The organism is Paenibacillus sp. DMB20 (assembly GCF_000987955.1).
GTDB lineage: Bacteria > Bacillota > Bacilli > Paenibacillales > Paenibacillaceae > Paenibacillus_AQ.
The window spans coordinates 22,061-41,453 of sequence record NZ_LAZU01000048.1 but is presented as its reverse complement, the minus strand read 5'-3'; the positions used below and the strand labels follow the sequence as shown (position 1 = coordinate 41,453).

General features: G+C 49.4%; 13 protein-coding genes and 5 pseudogenes. 13 read left to right on the top strand and 5 right to left on the bottom strand.

Features of this window, described 5'->3' with window-relative positions; genetic code table 11:
• On the top strand, positions 1–299 hold a 299-nt coding region (locus tag XI25_RS26870; RefSeq protein WP_046681027.1), incomplete at its 5' end, for an IS3 family transposase.
• A 141-nt stretch (positions 300–440) separates the two neighbouring features.
• On the opposite strand, the gene XI25_RS26865 is transcribed toward XI25_RS26870, so the two are convergent.
• Entirely contained in the window at positions 441–1,208 is a 768-nt protein-coding gene (locus XI25_RS26865; protein WP_046681022.1) for an HAD family hydrolase, read from the bottom strand.
• Positions 1,209–1,260: 52 nt separating this feature from the next.
• A pseudogene (locus XI25_RS26860) lies at positions 1,261–2,182 on the bottom strand (ArsR/SmtB family transcription factor).
• A 358-nt stretch (positions 2,183–2,540) separates the two neighbouring features.
• Here XI25_RS26860 and XI25_RS26855 point away from each other — a divergent pair.
• The 7 genes from XI25_RS26855 to XI25_RS26830 all read left to right on the top strand — a co-directional run bounded on the left by XI25_RS26855 (position 2,541) and on the right by XI25_RS26830 (position 8,703).
• A complete protein-coding gene (locus tag XI25_RS26855; RefSeq protein ID WP_046681021.1) occupies positions 2,541–3,713 on the top strand; it encodes an MFS transporter in 1,173 nt (390 codons plus the stop codon).
• Between the two features lie 90 nt (positions 3,714–3,803).
• Positions 3,804–4,523, top strand: a complete 720-nt coding sequence (locus XI25_RS26850; protein WP_046681020.1) for a phosphonate ABC transporter ATP-binding protein — start codon at positions 3,804–3,806, stop codon at positions 4,521–4,523.
• 125 nt (positions 4,524–4,648) lie between these two features.
• A complete protein-coding gene (locus XI25_RS36585) occupies positions 4,649–4,930 on the top strand; it encodes a hypothetical protein (protein ID WP_327204866.1) in 282 nt (93 codons plus the stop codon).
• Between the two features lie 52 nt (positions 4,931–4,982).
• A complete protein-coding gene (locus tag XI25_RS26845; RefSeq protein WP_327204865.1) occupies positions 4,983–5,969 on the top strand; it encodes a hypothetical protein in 987 nt (328 codons plus the stop codon).
• Positions 5,970–5,972: 3 nt separating this feature from the next.
• The gene (locus XI25_RS26840; RefSeq protein WP_046681019.1) at positions 5,973–6,671 is read left to right on the top strand and encodes a response regulator transcription factor; all 699 of its coding nucleotides are present in this window, start codon (positions 5,973–5,975) and stop codon (positions 6,669–6,671) included.
• The gene (locus XI25_RS26835; RefSeq protein ID WP_046681018.1) at positions 6,668–8,125 is read left to right on the top strand and encodes a sensor histidine kinase; all 1,458 of its coding nucleotides are present in this window, start codon (positions 6,668–6,670) and stop codon (positions 8,123–8,125) included. Before XI25_RS26840 ends, XI25_RS26835 begins: the two co-directional genes overlap by 4 nt.
• 35 nt (positions 8,126–8,160) lie before the next feature.
• Positions 8,161–8,703, top strand: a complete 543-nt coding sequence (locus tag XI25_RS26830) for a GNAT family N-acetyltransferase (protein WP_046681017.1) — start codon at positions 8,161–8,163, stop codon at positions 8,701–8,703.
• Between the two features lie 103 nt (positions 8,704–8,806).
• Here XI25_RS26830 and XI25_RS26825 read toward each other — a convergent pair whose 3' ends face one another.
• Positions 8,807–10,021 (bottom strand): glucose-1-phosphate adenylyltransferase, encoded by a 1,215-nt coding sequence (locus XI25_RS26825; RefSeq protein ID WP_046681016.1) that lies wholly within the window; start codon positions 10,019–10,021, stop codon positions 8,807–8,809.
• A gap of 187 nt (positions 10,022–10,208) precedes the next feature.
• Here XI25_RS26825 and glgB point away from each other — a divergent pair.
• Both glgB and glgA read left to right on the top strand, forming a co-directional pair.
• A pseudogene (gene glgB / locus XI25_RS26820) lies at positions 10,209–12,153 on the top strand (1,4-alpha-glucan branching protein GlgB).
• Between the two features lie 39 nt (positions 12,154–12,192).
• A pseudogene (gene glgA, locus XI25_RS26815) lies at positions 12,193–13,649 on the top strand (glycogen synthase GlgA).
• Positions 13,650–13,813: 164 nt separating this feature from the next.
• On the opposite strand, the gene XI25_RS26810 reads toward glgA, so the two are convergent.
• Together XI25_RS26810 and XI25_RS26805 are read right to left on the bottom strand one after the other, a co-directional pair.
• Entirely contained in the window at positions 13,814–14,236 is a 423-nt protein-coding gene (locus tag XI25_RS26810; RefSeq protein WP_046681015.1) for a VOC family protein, read from the bottom strand.
• A gap of 150 nt (positions 14,237–14,386) precedes the next feature.
• Complete coding sequence (locus XI25_RS26805; protein ID WP_046681014.1) at positions 14,387–16,132, bottom strand: alpha-glycosidase; 1,746 nt, start codon at positions 16,130–16,132, stop codon at positions 14,387–14,389.
• Positions 16,133–16,427: 295 nt separating this feature from the next.
• Here XI25_RS26805 and XI25_RS36580 point away from each other — a divergent pair.
• The 3 genes and pseudogenes from XI25_RS36580 to XI25_RS26785 all read left to right on the top strand — a co-directional run bounded on the left by XI25_RS36580 (position 16,428) and on the right by XI25_RS26785 (position 19,378).
• Positions 16,428–17,877, top strand: a pseudogene (locus tag XI25_RS36580) (ABC transporter substrate-binding protein/permease).
• Positions 17,864–18,605 (top strand): annotated as a pseudogene (locus XI25_RS26790) (amino acid ABC transporter ATP-binding protein). The pseudogenes XI25_RS36580 and XI25_RS26790 overlap by 14 nt, the downstream one beginning before the upstream one ends.
• Before the next feature lie 149 nt (positions 18,606–18,754).
• Positions 18,755–19,378 carry a TetR/AcrR family transcriptional regulator gene (locus XI25_RS26785; protein WP_046681013.1) on the top strand — a complete coding sequence of 208 codons (624 nt, stop codon included), beginning with the start codon at positions 18,755–18,757 and terminating at the stop codon, positions 19,376–19,378.
• The last annotated feature ends 15 nt before the right edge of the window (positions 19,379–19,393 follow it).

The following is a 19,393-nucleotide window of genomic DNA, read 5'->3' as shown; positions in this document are numbered from 1 at the left end:
TTCTTCTTCATTCAGATCAAGGATGGCATTACCAAATGAAGCCGTATCGCCATGCGCTTAAGTCGAGAGGCATTCTCCAAAGCATGTCACGAAAAGGGAATTGTTACGACAACGCCGTCATAGAGAGTTTCTTTGGCATTCTCAAGTCGGAGTTTCTTTACTACAACGAGTTTGAAAATGTGGAACACTTCAAAGAAGAATTGAAAAAGTATATTGAATACTACAATACCAAACGGTTGAAAACAAAATTAAAAATGAGTCCGGTACAGTACCGAACTCATTTTGAGAAAGCTGCCTGATGAAATTACCGTGTCTAACTTTTGGGGGTCACTTCAGGTCGGGAGATTGCCTTTTATCGTACAAGGGATCAGTTACGGATAAGCTGCGGTAGCTTCCATATTCTGACTTTAAAAGTACCGGTCTTCCGCAAAAGCGTTCCGTTATCTTTGAGGTACGACGATATCCGATGCTGCGGCCGTGTTTTCAGCGATGATTTCCGGCACTTCCGTTAGTGCGGAGACGGTGTACAGCACGTTATGCGGCTCCTGCTTCAATTCAACCAAGTTGTAATGCCATTCCCTCCGCTGCTTGATGTAGATGCTGTTGATGCCGGCTGTGAGAGCAGGGATGACGTCGGTCCGAAGCGAGTTACCGACCATCCAGGTGAGCTGCCGACTGAAGTTTCCAGCCGACAGGATTTCTTCCAGGGCTTTTACGTTTTTATGCTGCCGAATGTAGATCCGATCCTCAAAAAAATCGGCAAGTTTCATCTGTTCGATTTTCCGTTTTTGGATTTTCGTTTCACCGCCCGTATACAGGTAGAGCCGGTGTCCTTCGTTTTGCAGCGTATCAAGCGTTTCCACCATGCCCGGATAGGGTTCAACTTCTTGATCGTACACGCTGAGTCCCAGTTTAAAGAGCTGCTCTTCCTCGCTTAGCTTGATCTCCCTGGAATGAAGATCGCAAAAATAACGGTAAGTATCAATCAGCGATTGGGGAAAGTTAGCACTTGCAAATCCGAGCTTGTCCACACCGGCAACATCGATTTCCATTTGCTTAGAGCGGATTTGTTCGACGGTTACTCCATGATCCTGAAACCAGCCTTCAAGAAGATCGAAAAACTCGTCAAGAATCAAATCAAAATATTTGTTGCAGTGAATGAGCGTATCGTCCATGTCAAAAATGATATGCTGTCTCTCGATCGTCATCTTTCACACTCCTTTGAAAACTCTCTCTATATATGATTCGGGTATTGTCCGCTTAAGATAACCGGATGTAGGATTCCAGAAACATTTGCAGCTCCGAGGCGCCGTCCGGCCGCAGGCTGAAACGCTCGTTATGATCTCCGGCATTCACGTGGGAGCGCAGCAATCCGGCTGCCCTTAATATAACCAGGTGATGCATGAGCTTATCATAAGACTGGTTCAAGTCGGCCGCCATTTCATTAACTGTCTTGGGCTCATCCGCCACGTAACGGAGCAGTCGCAGCCGTTCGGGATCGGCCAGGGCCTCGGTCATGCGGAGAAGCACGACAGGCGGTTCGTCCTCGTTCTCCTCCGGCACGTCGACGGGGTACTGGATCAGCAGAACATTCTCGTAGAAGCAGTAGGTGTTAATCGGGCGGAAATGCACGCCGGGAAATAAAATAATGGCGTCTACGGGAATATCGTCCAGCACAACGCCGCCGGTTGCGTATTCGATCAGTCCTTCGGGCTCCATTTTATGAAGCAAAACGTTTTTTTTCCTGGGCGTCCTCGGTTATCAGCGTGCACAATTCCGGCTCGACCGCTGAGAAATAATGTTCGTTCCACAGCCGAAGCAGCGGGGGATAGTCGGTAACGATGCGTTTTAGATCGTTCAAGGTCAGCGCAGGAACAAAGTCCTGCAGTTTCTTATGCAGATCTTCCGGGTTCGATTCCTCGATCCAGTCGATAAAGGACGGGACATCGGCATATTTCTTTCGAAGAATGACGAGCGCGTACAGTATATCATAATCCAAAAAAGGCCAGGCATACGCCTTGCCGAACTCCGTTCGGACAGAATGGGGGAGACGCGCATCCATATCCGAAATAAACCTGGAGCCGATATCCAGATTATCGGTCCATTTTCTCGTTACATAGATCATAAAGCTGCCGAGCAGCTCGTAAACCACCGAAACGTCGACGCTCACTTTGTACTTCATGAAACGAGTACCCTCCCGATCAATGACATTGTTATGAAGATTACAGCATTTATAAGTTTTCAGCGAAGCTGAATAAATGTTAGACGGTAAGAAAAACAAGATTTAAAAGCGGTCTGTCTTCTTTGAATTACGACGACGGATAGATGTTTTTCTTTAGATTAAAGAATGCCTAAGTTTTCAGCGAAGCCTGAATAATTCTTTAATCGCAAGAAAAACAACATATAAAAGCGGTCTGTCTTCCTTGAATTACAACGATAGATGTTTTTCTTATTATGGCTTGTATGGAACAGGCTTGTCTACTATAATGTTCATTTGGCGTTTTATTTGTTGCTCAATTGTTGGAGGAGGAAGTTTTATCGTGTCAGGTTCAGCTAAGGCCCGGGATGGGCGAATTCATTATCTCATACTTATTTCTGTCGTGGTCGCGGCGGGGCTCAGTCAAGGACTGCTGCTGCCCGTGCTTGCCATTTTCCTGGAGCGGATGGGCGTTTCATCGTCCATGAACGGAATGAACGCGGCTGCTCTATATGTTGGTTCGTTTGCTATGACGTTGATCGCGGAAAGGGTGCTCGGTCTCGTCGGTTTTAAAAAGCTCATTGTCGCGGGACTTGTGCTTGTCATGGTCTCATTGGTTGCTTTTCCGCTGTTTCCAAGCATCGCGTTATGGTTTGTGCTGCGGATTCTGGTTGGCATTGGAGACAGCGCGCTGCATTATGCGGCACAGTTATGGGTGCTTATGATGTCGACCCCCCAAAACCGGGGGCGTAGCATCTCTTTTTACGGGATGTCGTACGGGCTTGGGTTCAGTATCGGTCCGCTTGGAATGGTGCTGCTGAAGTACGGAGAAGCCGTACCCTTTATGGTTTTGGCAGGCCTGTTCCTGATCATGCTGCTGATCGTCCTCATCAAACTTCCGGATTTGAAGCCGGAGCGGCAGTCGTTTGGCGAGACCGCCCCGAAAGGCCGTTTCCGTCGGAGCTATGCTTTAGCCTGGTACGCGCTGCTCCCGGCCTTTTTGTATGGTTATATGGAAGCGGGAATCAACAGCAACTTCCCGGTATACGGGCTGCGTAGCGGTTTTACGATTGAGCAGATCTCGTCGCTGCTTCCGTTTGTAGGCATCGGCGGTCTTATTCTGCAGCTGCCGCTCGGCATTCTGAGCGACCGGTTCGGTCGTAAACGAGTGCTTACGTTTGCGGGGATTTTGGGAGGACTGTGTTTTGTTCTGATTCCTTTTGCCGGGACAAACTATTGGAGCGTGCTCGTGCTCTTGACGGTTGCGGGCGGAATGGTCGGTTCTTTCTTTTCGCTCGGTCTGGCTTACGCAGCGGATATTCTGCCGAAGCTTTTGCTTCCTGCTGCGAACGTTGTGGCTTCCTTTCACTTTAATGCAGGCAGCATCATCGGTCCGAATATCGGCGGAAGCCTGATGGAAACCGGCTGGACGGCAGGCATGTTTGTTATGTTAGGTTCCCTGTATGTTGCATTTGCATGTTCGGGGCTGTTGTTTAAGCATAAGCAAACTCAATAAACGAGAACGTTTGTTCTCATGGCATTTGCTTTCGCTTTCTTCTAAACTAGAGTGTAGAGGAAAAGACACTCGACGGGAGAGAGACGAAATATGATTAAAGTGGATCGCCTGAAGAAGAAAGTAATCACCGAGAAAAATCCGGTGTTGAATGACATAAGCTTTCAAATGGAAAAAGGGGAAATGATCGGTCTAATCGGCGGCAGCGGGAGCGGAAAAAGTTTGCTGCTCAGCTGCCTGGCTCTTCGCGAAAAATGGGACGGCGGACGGTTTTTGATCGACGGGGAGGATATGCTGAAGCCGGGCGGGAAAAAGAAGATCCGTCGTGAATGGGCCTATCTCGAACAAAATCCCGTACTGAACGTGAACCGGACCGCTTTGAAAAACGTACTGATCGGACAGGCCAGCCAAACGCCCTGGTGGCGGATGCTTACCGGTATGGTACGCTCCGATGATTACATGGGCGCCATGGACACCATCGAGCATCTGGGTCTGCTTGATAAGGCCCACCGTAAAGCAAGCGAGCTTAGCGGCGGCGAACGGCAGAGAATCGCGATTGCCAGAGCGTTGGTTCATGGCGCGAATGTCATTTTGGCGGACGAGCCGACCATGGGACTTGATCCCAAATCCGCCGAGCATGTTCTTCAAACCTTGAAAAATTTGTGCGCGGAAGAACGACTTACGGTAATTGCGGTTATTCCGCTGGAGCTGGCCGAACGGTACTGCACGCGGATTATCGGATTATCCGGCGGACAAATTGCGGTCGATGTGACCGGCAGACGATTGACGCACGGCGAAAAGAGCAGACTATAATTTAGGTAGTAAGTTTCATCCCACCTTCCCTGTGCCGAAATCGACATGTTGAACCCGTACCATAAATTACAAACCGGCATACCTGAAGGTGCGTCGGCGATTGGAATAGAAAAGAGATGATGCTGTTGAAATCAAGAATCATGAAAGCGGCCGCCTCCGGGCTCCTGGTGCTGCTTCTTGGCGGCTGCAGCTTTATTAGCGATCCGGTCTCGTTGATGACGACTCCGGATCTGCCGGCGGATAAAGCCACGCTGATGGGGGCGGTCATGTCGGCCATCAATGCTAGCGGTGCCGAGAAGGGAGAAATTATCCGTCCGCGCAGCGATTCCGATCCCAGCTCCATCCGTATCGAAGACCTTAATAATGATGGTACGATGGAAGCCGTCGTTTTTTTACAGAACTCCTAATGAAGAAGTTCAGATTCACGGTATGATCCTGCAGCAGCAGGGGAACACGTGGGTGAAAAAGATCGATTTTGACGGGGAAGGCACGGTGCTTGAATCGTTCGATCTCATTGATATCACGAATGACGGGAAGCTTGATATCGTGGCCGGATTTTCACGAGGCGAGAAGGAACTTCAGAACGGCCTAGCGGTGTATACGTTCACGGGGGATTCTTTGCGGAAGCTGCTCCCGCTGCCGTATACGCATTTCGAAGTGACGGATTTGAACGGGGACCGGGTGAACGAATTGACCGTTGTCTCGCTGCAGAGTTACGAACTATCGTTCATAGCGACATACCAGTATGATCACGACATTGAAGCGTTTAAAGAGCTCGCCAAGCTGGACTTGGGACAAAATATCGAGAGTTATTACAATATTGTCTCAGGAAATGTCGCGAAAGATAAAGAAGGTATTATCTTGGACGCTTCGATCGTCTCCACCTCTTCTACCTCGAGGATGATTGTAATGGAAGACGGGAAGCTGGTCGATGTCCTGAAGGAAGACGCTGCTTATAAGGAACTTCCGATTGAAAGCCAGGATATCGACGGAGACGGGATCCTTGAAATCGGTTTGCTGGAGGAACCTTTGGGGTGGGAGAACAAGACCTTCGAAGAAATTCCGTATTTTAGCTCCTATTACCAATGGGACGGAAAGACGCCTCTTGCCAATTCGAAGGAAGGCCTGAAGTTTGTCATGCAGCGATATGAGGACATGGACAACCGCTTCTTCTTGAACTTCCCCGAGGAGTGGCATAACAAAGTGACCATTCATCCGAGCTCGAATAAATCGAGATATTTGAATTTCATCATGATCGACAGCGGGAAAACGGTAGCCGAAGTGAAATTTTTCTCTCTTTCGGAATGGGAAAAGGCCAAACAACAGTGGAAGGTGCTGGTTCGCAATAAGGACCAGGTCATCGGATATAAAGGTGATCTTAAGCTAAGCAAGAATGAGAAGAAGAGCAACAACGACGTGGCTCCAATCGAAAGAAAGGGGAAGTAGACATTGAGTAAAGTACTCATATTGGAAGATGAAGAATCCATAAGAAGTTTTATCGTAATCAATCTTAAACGCAATGGTTTTGAAGTGCTGGAAGCGGGTGACGGCAACGAAGCGCTCCATTTGCTCCAGACGGTTCCGGATATCGATATCGCCCTGCTTGACGTGATGGTTCCCGGGATTGACGGTTTTGAAGTGTGCCGCCGGATCCGCGAAACGAACGAGCGAATCGGGATTATCTTTCTAACGGCTAAGGTGCAGGAGCAGGACAAGGTTTATGCGCTGTCCGTCGGTGCCGACGACCATGTCAGCAAGCCGTTCAGCCCGACCGAGCTGATCGCAAGGCTCCAATCCCTGCTGCGCCGGGTTAATGTTCAGCGCGCCGGGGCGGCTAAGGTAACGTTTCAATCGGGGCCGTTTACGCTGGATTTGATATCCAAGCTGTTTAAAAAGAACGGGAAACCGGTGGAACTTACCCCGACGGAATTTTCTCTCGTCCAGTTCTTTCTGGAGAAGGAGAATACGCCGCTCAGCCGCGATGTGCTCCTTGATCATGTATGGGGCAAGGAGTACATGGGCGATCCGAAAATCGTGGACGTAAACATTCGCAGACTTCGCCAGAAAATCGAGAACAATCCTTCCGAGCCGGAATTTCTGCAAACGGTGTGGGGTCACGGCTATAAGTGGAAGGGTCAGGGCCAATGATCAAAAAAGGTATCCGGCGGGAGATCGTCCTTCACTACTTTCTGGTGGTGTTTATGGCGCTCCTGCTGGTTGAGGTTATTTTTCTTCTAGCGGTGCGAACGTATTATTATGACAGTGTGTACACTTACATCGCTAAACACATCAGCTTTGCCGACGATTATTATCAAAAATACCGGTTGAACGATGATACGGCAAAGCTGACGGAGATTATCTCCTACTTCGAGCTGACAGGGACGGAACTCCAACTGTTGAACCCTTCCGGACAGGTTCTCATCAGCTCCAATAACTTTCAGACCGATATGACGATCAGGACGAGCGATGTCACGCAAGCATTGGCAGGGGATACCAGCCGATGGGTGGGCAAGCAGCAGGGAACGGGGCAGATCATAATGGCCGTATCCCACGTGTTGAACAATGGGCCGGACAATCAGTACGTGCTCCGTTACGTCACATCCCTTGAAAAGATCAACGATAAACTGCTCAATCTGACGCTGATCGCGATCATGATCGGTGCGGCGGTCCTTGCTACCGTGCTTGCTTTCAGCATCGGACTTGCGAACTCGATCGTGAAGCCGATCAACAACATCCGGGCGGTATCGGCCCAGATGGCCAAAGGCCGCTTCGATGTGCGGATCAAAGGAAATTACAAATACGAGCTTGGCGAGCTGGCCTCGACGCTCAATTACATGGCTCAGGAAATCGTTCGGAGCAATCAGATCAAGGATGATTTCATCTCCTCCATATCGCATGAGCTGAGGACCCCGCTGACAAGCATTAAGGGCTGGAGCGAAACGCTGAATTCGGGCGGTTACGATCCGGACGAAACCAAGATCGGCATGCAGATCATTACCAAGGAGACCGACCGCTTGATCGGACTTGTGGAAGAGATTCTCGACTTCTCGAAGCTTCAGCAGAATGAAATGAAACTCGTGATGGGAATCGTCAGTCTTCGCGAGCTGCTTCAGGAAATCATGCTGAACCTATGGGCGAAAGCCGAGAAGAAAAGGGTTCAAATCAAGCTTGAAACCGAAGTGAAGCCCATGATTTACGGCGATGCCAACCGATTGAAGCAGGTATTCCTCAATCTTGTCGACAATGCCGTCAAATTCTCGCATGAGAACGGGACGATACTTCTTTCCTTTGAGATGGAGGAAAAGTTCGTAACCGTGGTCGTCCGCGATTTCGGGATCGGCATCAGTGAAGAGCATATCAAACGGGTAAAGGACCGTTTCTTTCAGGTCAATCCGCTGAACGGAGGGACCGGTCTCGGACTTGCCATTACGCAGCAGCTGGTTGAGCTGCATCACGGTACGATGGAAATGGAGAGCGAGCTGGGACAAGGCACCACCGTTAAGGTTAAACTACCGCTACCGGAAGGCAAAATTCCGGTTGCCGACGGTGTTGCCGCAGGGGGCGAAGGACCGGACGAACCGTTGGCCTTAGATCCGGCGTGACGTGCATGAACTTGAAGGGAAGGAAGGTAAGCGGTATGGGATTCGAGGCTATCGATCAATTTGAAACCTCCAAAGGGATGTTTGACATCGGTCTTGCCCGGATTGAGCATAGGGAGGAGATGCTGAATATTCTTCAGACGACGGCCGAACAGATGGTGCGAGAGGGACGAAATCAATGGACCCCTTCGATTTTTTCGCCGGCCCTGATGGACGAATATTTACGGGAAAGAGAAGTATTCCTCCTTCGGAATCGTGGTCAGTCCGTTGGCATGTTCACACTGCAGGGGAGCGACCCTTCTTACTGGGCCGAGCGTAATGACACCCGGTTTGCTTATCTGCATAGGCTGGCCATCCTTCCGCCTTACCGTGGGCTTGGGCTCGGAACCAAAATGATTGCCTTTGCCGAGCTTCGGGCCGCCGACCAAGGAAAGATCGGCTTGCGTCTGGATTGCGTGTCTCATTTGGAAGGGCTGAACGCCTATTACCGTGGGCTGGGATACCGCTTTATCGCAAAACAAGGCATGGGAAGCCGATACGTTCATTTGTATGAGAAGCTTTTGACGGTCATTCCAACATAAACGCATAAAAAAAGCGGTCCGAGATGTTCGGGCCGCTTTTTTTAGGAATTACTCCTTCGTCCATTCCCGGGCGAAGGAGTTTCTGTCCGGCGGGTGGAATAACTTAAGAAGAAGAGACGTTGGCACGCAGGCGTCCCTTTTCGTAAACGTCCTGCAGGAGGCGGGAAGGTTGGGTCCGAACCGTCGGTTTCGGCATAACGGTTTCGTATGGTCCAACCACAACCACGTTGCCGGTCGAGCCTTTCACGATCGCGCCGTCTTTAATGACGGCACCTTCGCCGATGATGGCATGCTCAACATGAGCGCCTTTGCCGATTTTGGCATTCGGCATCACCACGCTGTCCTTCACGGTAGACAGCTTGCCGATTTCGGCGCCGCAAAAGACAACGGAGCGTTTGGCTCTTCCTTCAAAAGTACAGGTGTCGTGGATCAGGCTTTCGCTGAATTCGACGGAGCGGTTTTTGCGTGCGGTCAGTTTGGTACGCCAAGGCCGCGTAAACATTGGCCACTCCTGCTTCTCAAGAACGAGGTCGGTTTGATTCAGCACATCCATATGGGCTTCCCACAGGCTTTCTACCGTACCGACATCGCGCCAGTAGCCCTGGAATCTGTAGGCGAACAGGTCTTCGTTGCCGGACAGCATTTTGGGTATGACGTCCTTTCCGAAGTCGTGGCTTGAATTCGAGTCGGCGGCATCCTCCATCAGATGCTGTTTCAGGTAGTCCCATTGGAACAGGTAAATACCCATGGAAGCGAGGTTGCTTTCCGGTTTCGCGGGCTTTTCCGCAAACTCCGTGATTTTGAGGTCATTGTCTACGCTCATTACCCCAAAACGGCTTGCTTCTTCCCATGGGACCTCCATGACGGAAATGGTGGCGGAAGCTCCCTGGTTGATGTGAGCATCAAGCATTTCTCGGTAATTCATATGGTAAATGTGGTCGCCGGATAAGACGAGTACATGCTCCGGGTTATGGCGGTCAATGTAATCGATGTTTTTGAAAATCGCGTCAGCCGTGCCCAAATATTCGCTCTGATCGGTATTATACGAAGGAAGAAGGGCGATTCCGCTTTCTCCGGATCGGGTTAAGCCCCAAGGCTCGCCTTCTCCGATATGCTCATGCAGCGATTCCGCCTCATATTGCGTAAGAACCCCAACGGTATCGATTCCGGAATTCACACAATTGCTGAGAGGAAAATCGATAATACGGTAATGGCCGCCGAACGGAACGGCTGGTTTGGCCAGCTTCGACGTTAAAGGAGCCAATCTTTTACCTTCTCCTCCAGCCAACAGCATAGCGATGCACTCTTTTCTTTTCATCACGTTTCCCTCCCAATAAATTTTCTGGCGTAGTACATACTTAAACGGTGTTTTCGGGGTTTGAAACGATTATATTGAAATATTATTTTGAAAATTACATATTTATTTTTCAGTCTCATTTTTTATTTTCAAGTTGGTTACAATGGGGTAATAACCTTATTATTGTAAATTTAAAGCAGGTGATGATTTGACTATTCAATCGTTATGGGAAGGAAACATCAGTCGGGAAGCTGTTTACCTTTTTCATGAAGGAACGTTGTTTCACAGCTACCGCTGGATGGGAGCGCATCCCGTCAAGGAGAACGGCGAGGAAGGCGTTCGGTTCACCGTGTGGGCTCCTCATGCGAATCATGTGGGCTTGGCGGCTGACTGGAACGGGTGGGACGGCTCAAAGGACTCATTATTTAAGATACCCGATTCCGGCATTTGGAGTCGTTTTTTCCCGGGGATTGGAGCAGGAACTTTTTACAAATACCACATTACCGGGCCTCACGAAGAGACGTTTCTGAAAGCCGATCCGTATGGATTCGCCTCGGAAGTAAGACCGTCCACCGCTTCGGTCGTAACCGACTTAACCGGCTACCGTTGGAATGACGGAAGCTGGAGAAGAAGGGTCAAATCTCCGTATGAAAAACCGATGAATATTTATGAAATGCACTTCGGCACCTGGCGGCAGAAGGAAGACGGCAGTTATTATACCTATCGCGAGATGGCCGACCTTCTGATTCCGTATCTGTTGGACATGAGCTATACGCATGTCGAATTCATGCCGCTTGCCGAACATCCGTACGACTTGTCCTGGGGGTACCAGGGAACCGGCTTCTTTGCATTGACGAGCCGTTACGGTTCTCCTCATGATTTCATGTATCTGGTGGATCGTCTTCATCAATCCGGCATCGGGGTCATCTTGGATTGGGTGCCGGCTCATTTTGCCAAAGACGCACATGGGCTTCGTCAGTTTGACGGAGCGCCGCTGTTCGAATACGAAGACCCGCAGAAAGCCGAGAGGCCGGGCTGGGGGACGCTTTCTTTCGATTATTCCAAACCGGAAGTCCGTTCATTCCTCATCTCGAACGCCATCTTCTGGATGGATATGTATCATATTGACGGTCTTCGGGTCGATGCGGTGACCAGCATGATCCGTCTGGATTTTGAGAAATCGGAGAACCAGTATTCCCGAAACGAGCATGGCGGACTGGAGAATTTGGAAGCGATCGCGTTCTTGCAGCAGCTGAACAAAACCGTATTCGAATACTATCCGCATGCTCTGATGATGGCTGAGGAGTCGAGCGCCTGGCACGGAGTGACCGCGCCTGTGCATCATGGCGGGCTAGGCTTCAATTACAAATGGAATATGGGATGGATGAATGATACGCTTTCTTACATAGAGCAGGATTTCGGGAGTCGTCCCGCCAAGCATCATTTGCTGACATTCCCGATTTGTTATGCCTATTCGGAAAATTTCACGCTGCCCTTATCGCATGATGAAGTGGTGCATGGAAAAAAAATCGCTATTGAATAAAAATGCCCGGTACCTACGAACAAAAAATTTGCAGGGCTCCGGGTTCTGCTCGGTTATCTCATGACCCAGCCGGGAAAGAAACTGATGTTTATGGGCGGAGAGTTCGGTCAATTCATCGAATGGAAGGATCAGGAGCAGCTTGACTGGCTTTTGCTGGATTATGAAACGCACCGTCAGACACAGATGTATACGGCCGCATTAAACCAACTGTATGTCGAACAAAAAGCGCTTTGGGAACTCGATCATATGATGGACGGTTTTCAGTGGATCTGCGCACATGATGCACGGCAAAGCGTCGTATCGTATATGCGGAAAGGAAAAAAAGCCGGGGGATACCCTGATTATTGTGATCAACTTCCAGCCTCAGCATCATGAGCGTTACCGGATCGGCATGCCGAAGGGCGGTTGTTACGAGGAAATTTTCAGCTCAGACCGACTGGAGTTCGGGGGAGTGGACAGATTGAACGGGGGCGAGCTGAGAACGGAGAAAGTGCCATGGCATGATCAGTTGTCGAGCCTTGAAATTAAACTGCCTCCGCTCAGTATGGTCATTTTGAAAAAGAAACCGCCCCGGCCCAGAAAAAAGCGCGGCAAACCGGAAGGGCGATGAGGTTAAGCTTGAAAAAAGGGAGAAGAGGGGGAGCATGCAATGAAACTTCTATTTGCGGCCGCTGAAGGCGTACCGTTTATTAAAACCGGCGGTTTGGCCGATGTGATTGGAGCTTTGCCTGTAGCGCTGCGGAAAGCGGGGGCGGATATCCGCGTGGTGCTTCCTAAATACGGGGGCATTCCGGAGGAATATCGAAACCGGATGGAGCATATGGGCGAAACCCGGGTCCAGGTGGGTTGGCGTCAGCAGTTTTGCGGTGTAGAACGGTTGGTTCATGAGGGGATCACGGTGTATTTTATAGATAATGAATACTATTTCCGTCGAGAAGGGATTTACGGATACATGGATGACGGAGAGCGTTATTCTTTCTTTAACCGGGCAGTACTCGATATGCTGAAGGTCATTGATTTCCAACCCGATGTGGTTCATTGCCATGACTGGCATACCGGGATGATTCCGCTATTGTTGGAGGACATTTACCGGCATGATCCGTTTTACGCGGGAATCCGTACCGTTTTTACGATCCATAATCTCCTGTACCAGGGGATATTTCCATACGAGGTCCTTGTGGACGTTTTTAGGCATCCACAGCCGTTACTTTCATTCGGAAGGCGTCGAGTATTACGGCAACGTAAACTTTTTGAAAGCCGGCGTAGTGTACGCGGATCATGTGACAACGGTAAGCCCGACGTATGCCCGGGAAATTCAAACCGCCTATTACGGATACGGGCTGGATGGACTCCTGGCTTCACAAGGGGATCGGCTCAGCGGGATCGTAAACGGAATCGACACGAAGAGCTACAATCCATCCAGCGATCCCCATATTGCCGTGAAATACCGCAGCAATGCGGCCAAAAAAACCAAAAACAAGCTAGAGCTCCAGAAAGAGCTGGGCCTTCCGGTCAACCCTGATGTACCGATGATGGCCATGGTTACCCGTCTTGTGGATTCCAAGGGCCTGGATCTGGTCATACGAATGTTGGATGAACTTTTGTATTATGATGAAATTCAGTTTGTCCTGCTGGGAACGGGCGACCCTTCCTATGAGCACTGGTTCCGGGAGGCGGCCAACCGTAATCCGCACAAAATGTCGGCCCAGATCCGCTTTAATGAACCGCTGTCGCGCCTTTTTTTATGCCGGAAGCGATCTGTTTCTGATGCCGTCCAAATTCGAGCCGTGCGGCATCAGCCAGCTGATTGCGCTTCGATACGGCAGCATCCCGATCGTCAGGGAGACCGGCGGCCTGAACGACACGGTTCACGCTTACAACGAATTCACGCGGGAAGGCAACGGGTTCACGTTTGCGAACTATAATGCGCATGATATGATGAACACCATTCGCAGAGCGACAGCGTTTTACCGTGAGCCTGAACACTGGCGGCATATCGTGAAAAACGCCATGTCGGGGGACTACAGCTGGCAGATGTCGGCAAAACAGTATATGGATATTTACAAAAGCTTCTCAAAGCACGACGGCGAGACCATGGAAACTTAAAGAGACAGATAAAAAGAGTTCCCCCTGCATCTATTTGCTTGATGCATAAGGGAACTCTTTATAAGATATAAGAATGTATAAGCTGCCTCCTTATATCGCAAGAAAAACTTCTTCCAAACGCGGTCTGTCTTCTAAGAAAGTACGTCGATAGACGTTTTTTCTTATTAAGCCTCACCCGGATGGCAGTCGGCCGTTACAATCGTAAAACGGATTCCGAATCGGTCGGTCAGGGTACCGAAGGATGGGCTAAACGAAGTGGCTTCCAGAGGCATGACGACATTACCGCCTTGCTGGAGGCTGTTGAAAATCCGTTTTGACTCCTCAATGTCATCCGTTGATATGCAGATCGATACCTGGTCTCCTTCGCGAAGGGGCTCAAACGGGGAATCGGAGAACATGATGTCCGATTGTCCAACCTTGATCACGGCATGGGCTACCATTTCCTTATATTCCGCAGGTAAGTCCATGGGCATCTCGCCATACGTCAGAAAGGCGATGACTTCCGCATCCAGCGTCTTTTGATAGAACTGGATCGCCTCCCTTGTGTTTCCGTTCAGTTGGAGCAACGGCGTAACTTTTAATGTCATGATAAACACATCCTCGCTTTAAAATTTGACCTTGCCCATAAGATAACAAATCAGACGCGCAGCGGTTTCTTATCGATTGCGCTATTTTGACGTTTCAAATAAAAAAAAGCGGGATCAACGTCCCGCTTGCTTGTTCCGCCTCAATTTTTATCAAGTTAGGTTTCTGCACAAGATCCGGTAACCGTAAGGATCAAGGCTGATATTCATCATGCCATGATCCGGTTTGACCTTCTCCTGCGACAACGCATCGTACCAGTCGGTTGCAACGATCGGGTGCGAAAGCGTCCGGGGTTGATCCGTATTGTTCATCCAAACGATAAAATGGACCTTGTCGTCGAACCGCTCGTATACAATGCACGGATCATTTTTGACTGCTTTCAGAAAGCGGAAACGCCCTTCCCTGAGGGCCCTGTGTTTACGCCTGAGACCGATCATCAGTTTGTAGAAGTCATACAGTTCCCTCTGCTGCTTGCGCGGGTCCCATTCCATGCATTTGCGGCAGTCCGGATCGCCGTCCCCCGTAAGCCCGACTTCATCCCCGTAAAAGATGCAGGGTGTGCCCATAAACGTGAACAGAAACACAACTGGCAGCTTCATGCGCCGTAGATCTCCTCCTACCCGGGTCAACAGTCTGGGAGTATCGTGGCTGCATAACATGTTAAACACGACCTCGTTGGTCTGCTGCGGATATCGCATGAGCAGGGAACCGATATTATTGGCAAAGGTCAGGCCGTCCATCCCCCCAATGAAGAACTCCAGCACCTTATCGGCGAAGGGATAATTCATCACCGAATCAAATTCGTCGCCCATGAGCCAGGTCAAGGAATCGGACCACACTTCCCCGACGATATAGGCTTCGGGATTGGCGCTTTTTACGACTTTGCGAAAATCCCTCCAGAAATCATGATCGATTTCATTGGCGACGTCGAGCCGCCATCCGTCCAGTTTGATCTCCTTGATCCAATACTCGGCGACATCGAGAAGATACGCCTTAACCTCCGGATGGGCCGTATTGAATTTAGGCATGTTCGCAAAAAATCCAAAGGTGTCATAGGTCGGAATGCCGTCTTTTACCGTGCAGGGGAACTCGTTGATATGAAACCATGCCGCATATTTGGATTGTTCGCCGTGCTTCAGCACATCCTGAAAAGGGGGAAACTGATCGCTGCAGTGATTGAATACGGCATCCAGCATAACCCGGATTCCCTTGGAGTGGCAAGCTTCCACAACTTTTTTCAGGAGCTCGTTATCGCCGAAGTGCGGATCTACCTGCTTGTAATCCACGATGTCGTATTTGTGGTTGGAAGGAGAGGTGAACAGGGGCGTAAAATAAATCGCGTTGATGCCAAGGTCAACCAGGTCACCCAGGTGATCCATCACGCCTTGCAGATCGCCGCCGAAAAAATTGTCTATTGTCGGCTTCCCGCCCCAGGGCTCGGTTCTTTCCGGGTCGTTGGAAGGATCCCCGTTGGCGAACCGTTCGGGCATGATTTGATAAAAAACGGCTTCCTTTGCCCAGGCCGGCACTTTAAATACATCAATCTCATGTATGTAAGGAAACTCGAAGTATCCGCCAGGGGGAAAAGGATAATCGCGGCAGAGCCCGGTATCGGTCATATATACGGTTTTTTCCCCCGAATGAATGCGAAATCCATAGGAGAGGCGCTTGTATTTAGGACGGACGGCACATTCCCAGTAATCGAACATATCGTCGGAAGCCGCTTTTTCCATCGTAATTTCAAAATAGGTGCGGTCCCAGTCGTATTTGTCGCCCGTAAGGGCAACAACCGTATCGACATCATCTCTTTTGGTGCGGACACGCAGATGAATGGTGAAGGGGTCGTAAGCATATGCCCATTTATCCCTCGGAACATGATAGAGAGCTTCTAAAAGCATGGCTACACCTCCTGAATTGTCTAGCCATTAAATAACCAGACAAGCGTGATAATGAATCAAGAAGCCATTCTTGGACGCTTTCCGTATAAAATGGATTCAAAAACCGGCGGTATAGTATCGGTTCAATGATCCTTCATATTGACCAGTGGATTATTACAGGACTGGCCTTAAACCGTCGTCATGGGGCATATTTATGATAATAAATGGAAGGGCATTGCATAATCATGCATCCTGTTTTATAATGACTCAATCGCTAACTTTTGTTGAATCATTAATAAGGAGAGATTGAAGGGTCATGAAACGAAAAATAACGACTTGGATGCTTCTCTGCATGGTGTTCCTGCTATCCTTCGGGAGCATTGCCGGTGCGGAAGGCGAAAAGAAAACGGTCATCCTCGGGACGAGCGCCGACTATATGCCGTATGAATTCCACAAGACCATTGACGGCGTGGATACGATCGTCGGCTTCGATATCGAAATCGCTAAAGAAATCGCCAAAGACATGGGAGCCGAGCTCATCATCAAGGATACTTCCTTTGACGCGCTCTTGCCTGAGCTTTCCAGCGGACGCGTGGATTTTGTCATCTCCGGCATGAACCCGACCGAAGAGCGGAGAAAAAGCATCGACTTCTCCATTCCTTACTATCGAGCCGAGCAGTCGATCGTGGTACGGAAGGAAGATAAAGAGAAATACAATACGGTCGAAAGCCTGGAAGGTGCCCGCATCGGTGTCCAAAAGTCTTCGATCCAAGAGCAAATAGCCAAGAAAATCCCGAATGCAAACGTCGTCTCCCTGGATAAAATTCCGGATCTGCTGCTGCAGCTGGATACGGAGCGGGTGGATGTCGTCATCGCCGAATATCCCATCGCGAAAGCGAACATGGATGAGGAGACGATGGTCATTACCGACGCCAAGCCGGCGACGGAGAATGACGAATACGCCGTTGGCGTAAAAAAAAGGTAACGAAGAACTTCTGAAGAGCATAAACAGTACGCTGGAACGTCTAAAAAAGGACGGTCTTGTTGAGAAATTCGTGGATGAGGCCGGGGACTTGGCCGCAGGACGCATGAAGGAAAAGCAAAACCTGAACACTTTCGAGTACTTCTGGAAATATCGTGATTATTACCTGAAAGGAATTCAATTTACGCTGCTTATTTCGGCACTGGGCGTATTTTTCGGATTTATTTTAGGCTTGATCATAGCCCTGATGCGGATGTCCCGTATGTCCGTATTGAAATTTATTGCAACGTCGTATATCGAAATCATGCGCGGTACGCCGATGCTAGTGCAATTGTTCATTATTCATTACAGCCTTGCGGCATTCGATATCAAATTTACGCCGATTCAATCCGGCATACTGACCCTGTCGTTAAACAGCGCGGCTTATTTGGCTGAAATTTTCCGGGCCGGTATCCAGGGCGTTGACCGCGGTCAGTTGGAGGCAGCGCGTTCGCTCGGCATGACGCATAAGAAAGCCATGCGCCATATTATTTTGCCTCAAGCGTTTAAGGGCGTTCTGCCGGCGATCGGCAACGAATTTATCGTCATTATCAAGGAATCGTCCATCGTTTCGTTTATCGGGGTCATGGACATTATGTACCAGGCGCAAATTCTGCGCGGCAGTACGTATGCGGCATTGAATCCGCTGCTGGTGGCGGCCGTGATCTACTTTATTATGACATTCGTACTTTCGAAACTGCTGGGTGTCTTGGAAAGGAAGTTGAGCGCAAGTGATCACCGTTAAGAATCTCCATAAATCGTTCGGCAAGGTTGAAATTCTCAAAGGAATCGACGTCGAAATCCAAAAAGGCGAGGTTGTGGTCGTTATCGGTCCGAGCGGATCGGGCAAAAGCACGTTTTTGCGCTGCCTGAATTTGTTGGAGCAGCCGACCAGCGGCGATATTTCGTTCGAGGGAGAAAAAATCACCGATAAGAAACACGATATCAACGCCACCCGCGAAAAAAATGGGCATGGTGTTCCAGCAGTTCAACCTGTTCCCGCATAAAAGCGTGCTTGACAATATTACGCTTGCTCCTATACAGGTAAGAGGACAGTCTTCGAAAGAGGCTGAAAGAGTTGCCGAAGAGCTGCTGAAAACCGTCGGTTTGCTTGATAAGAAAACAGCTTACCCCGCCCAATTATCCGGCGGACAGAAGCAGCGGATCGCCATAGCCCGCGCGCTGGCGATGCAGCCGCACGTGATGCTGTTTGACGAGCCGACTTCGGCTCTCGATCCGGAAATGGTCGGCGAAGTGCTTGAGGTTATGAAGAAGCTGGCCGAGGGCGGCATGACCATGGTCATCGTTACGCACGAAATGGGATTTGCCCGTGAGGTTGGAGACCGCATTCTGTTCATGGACGGCGGAAAAATAGTGGAAGAGGGAACCCCGGAGGAATTGTTCGTCCATCCGCAGCATCCCCGGACCCGGGAGTTTTTTAAGCAAGGTTTTGTAGCCTTCGGCAAGGAATGATTCATCGAATGTACTGGCGGTTCTGTTTCCGTTAAACGGTAGCAGGACCGCTTTTTTATGATTGAATAAGGGTTCGGCAAATCAAACCATTTCGATGCATGAAATGGTTTTTTCTTGAAATAATTGACCGGCCGTACTAAAATATAACCATGAGTACTAATACAAACAACAAAAAAGAGATGTCATTTATCGAAAAAGCCCGCAGGGCTCAAATTTTGGAATGTGCGATTGAGACAATTGCCGAGGTGGGTTATGGGCAGGCCTCTTTAGGACAAATCGCTAAACGAGCAAACATAAGCAAGGGTGTTATTTCTTATCACTTTTCGAACAAAGAGGAACTTCTGCAGCAAGTTGTAATGGATTATTACACAGCTTGCCAGTCCTTTATTTGTCCGCAAATGGAGGCTCAAACGTGCCCAAATGGAATGCTTCAAACGTATATTGAATCCAATCTGAAATTCGTAGATGAAAATCGAAAACACGTATTCGCTGTTATAGAAATCGTTTCGAACGAAAGAACAGATGAGGGAAAACTTCGATTTGCGGCAGATCATGATGAAACTATTTTTCTTCCCATTGAAAATATTCTTCGTTCGGGTATGCAAAAAGAAATATTTCGAGAATTCTCCCCGCTGTCCGCAAGAGTGATGGCGCTAACGATCAGGCATGCGATTGACGGTTTTAGCCTGGAGTTGATGAGAAATCCCGATCTGAAGGTAGAGGATTACGCGAAGGAACTTATCACGATATTTGAAAGGGCAACTCGAAAGTAACGGATCGCCTGGGAG

Coding starts and splice junctions, on each gene's coding strand:
- XI25_RS26805 (WP_046681014.1), bottom strand. CDS start 16,132: ATGCTTTTAGAAGCTCTCTATCATGTTCCGAGGGATAAATGGGCATAT.
- XI25_RS26850 (WP_046681020.1), top strand. CDS start 3,804: ATGATTAAAGTGGATCGCCTGAAGAAGAAAGTAATCACCGAGAAAAAT.
- XI25_RS26835 (WP_046681018.1), top strand. CDS start 6,668: ATGATCAAAAAAGGTATCCGGCGGGAGATCGTCCTTCACTACTTTCTG.
- XI25_RS26865 (WP_046681022.1), bottom strand. CDS start 1,208: ATGACGATCGAGAGACAGCATATCATTTTTGACATGGACGATACGCTC.
- XI25_RS26825 (WP_046681016.1), bottom strand. CDS start 10,021: ATGAAAAGAAAAGAGTGCATCGCTATGCTGTTGGCTGGAGGAGAAGGT.
- XI25_RS26830 (WP_046681017.1), top strand. CDS start 8,161: ATGGGATTCGAGGCTATCGATCAATTTGAAACCTCCAAAGGGATGTTT.
- XI25_RS26785 (WP_046681013.1), top strand. CDS start 18,755: ATGAGTACTAATACAAACAACAAAAAAGAGATGTCATTTATCGAAAAA.
- XI25_RS26810 (WP_046681015.1), bottom strand. CDS start 14,236: ATGACATTAAAAGTTACGCCGTTGCTCCAACTGAACGGAAACACAAGG.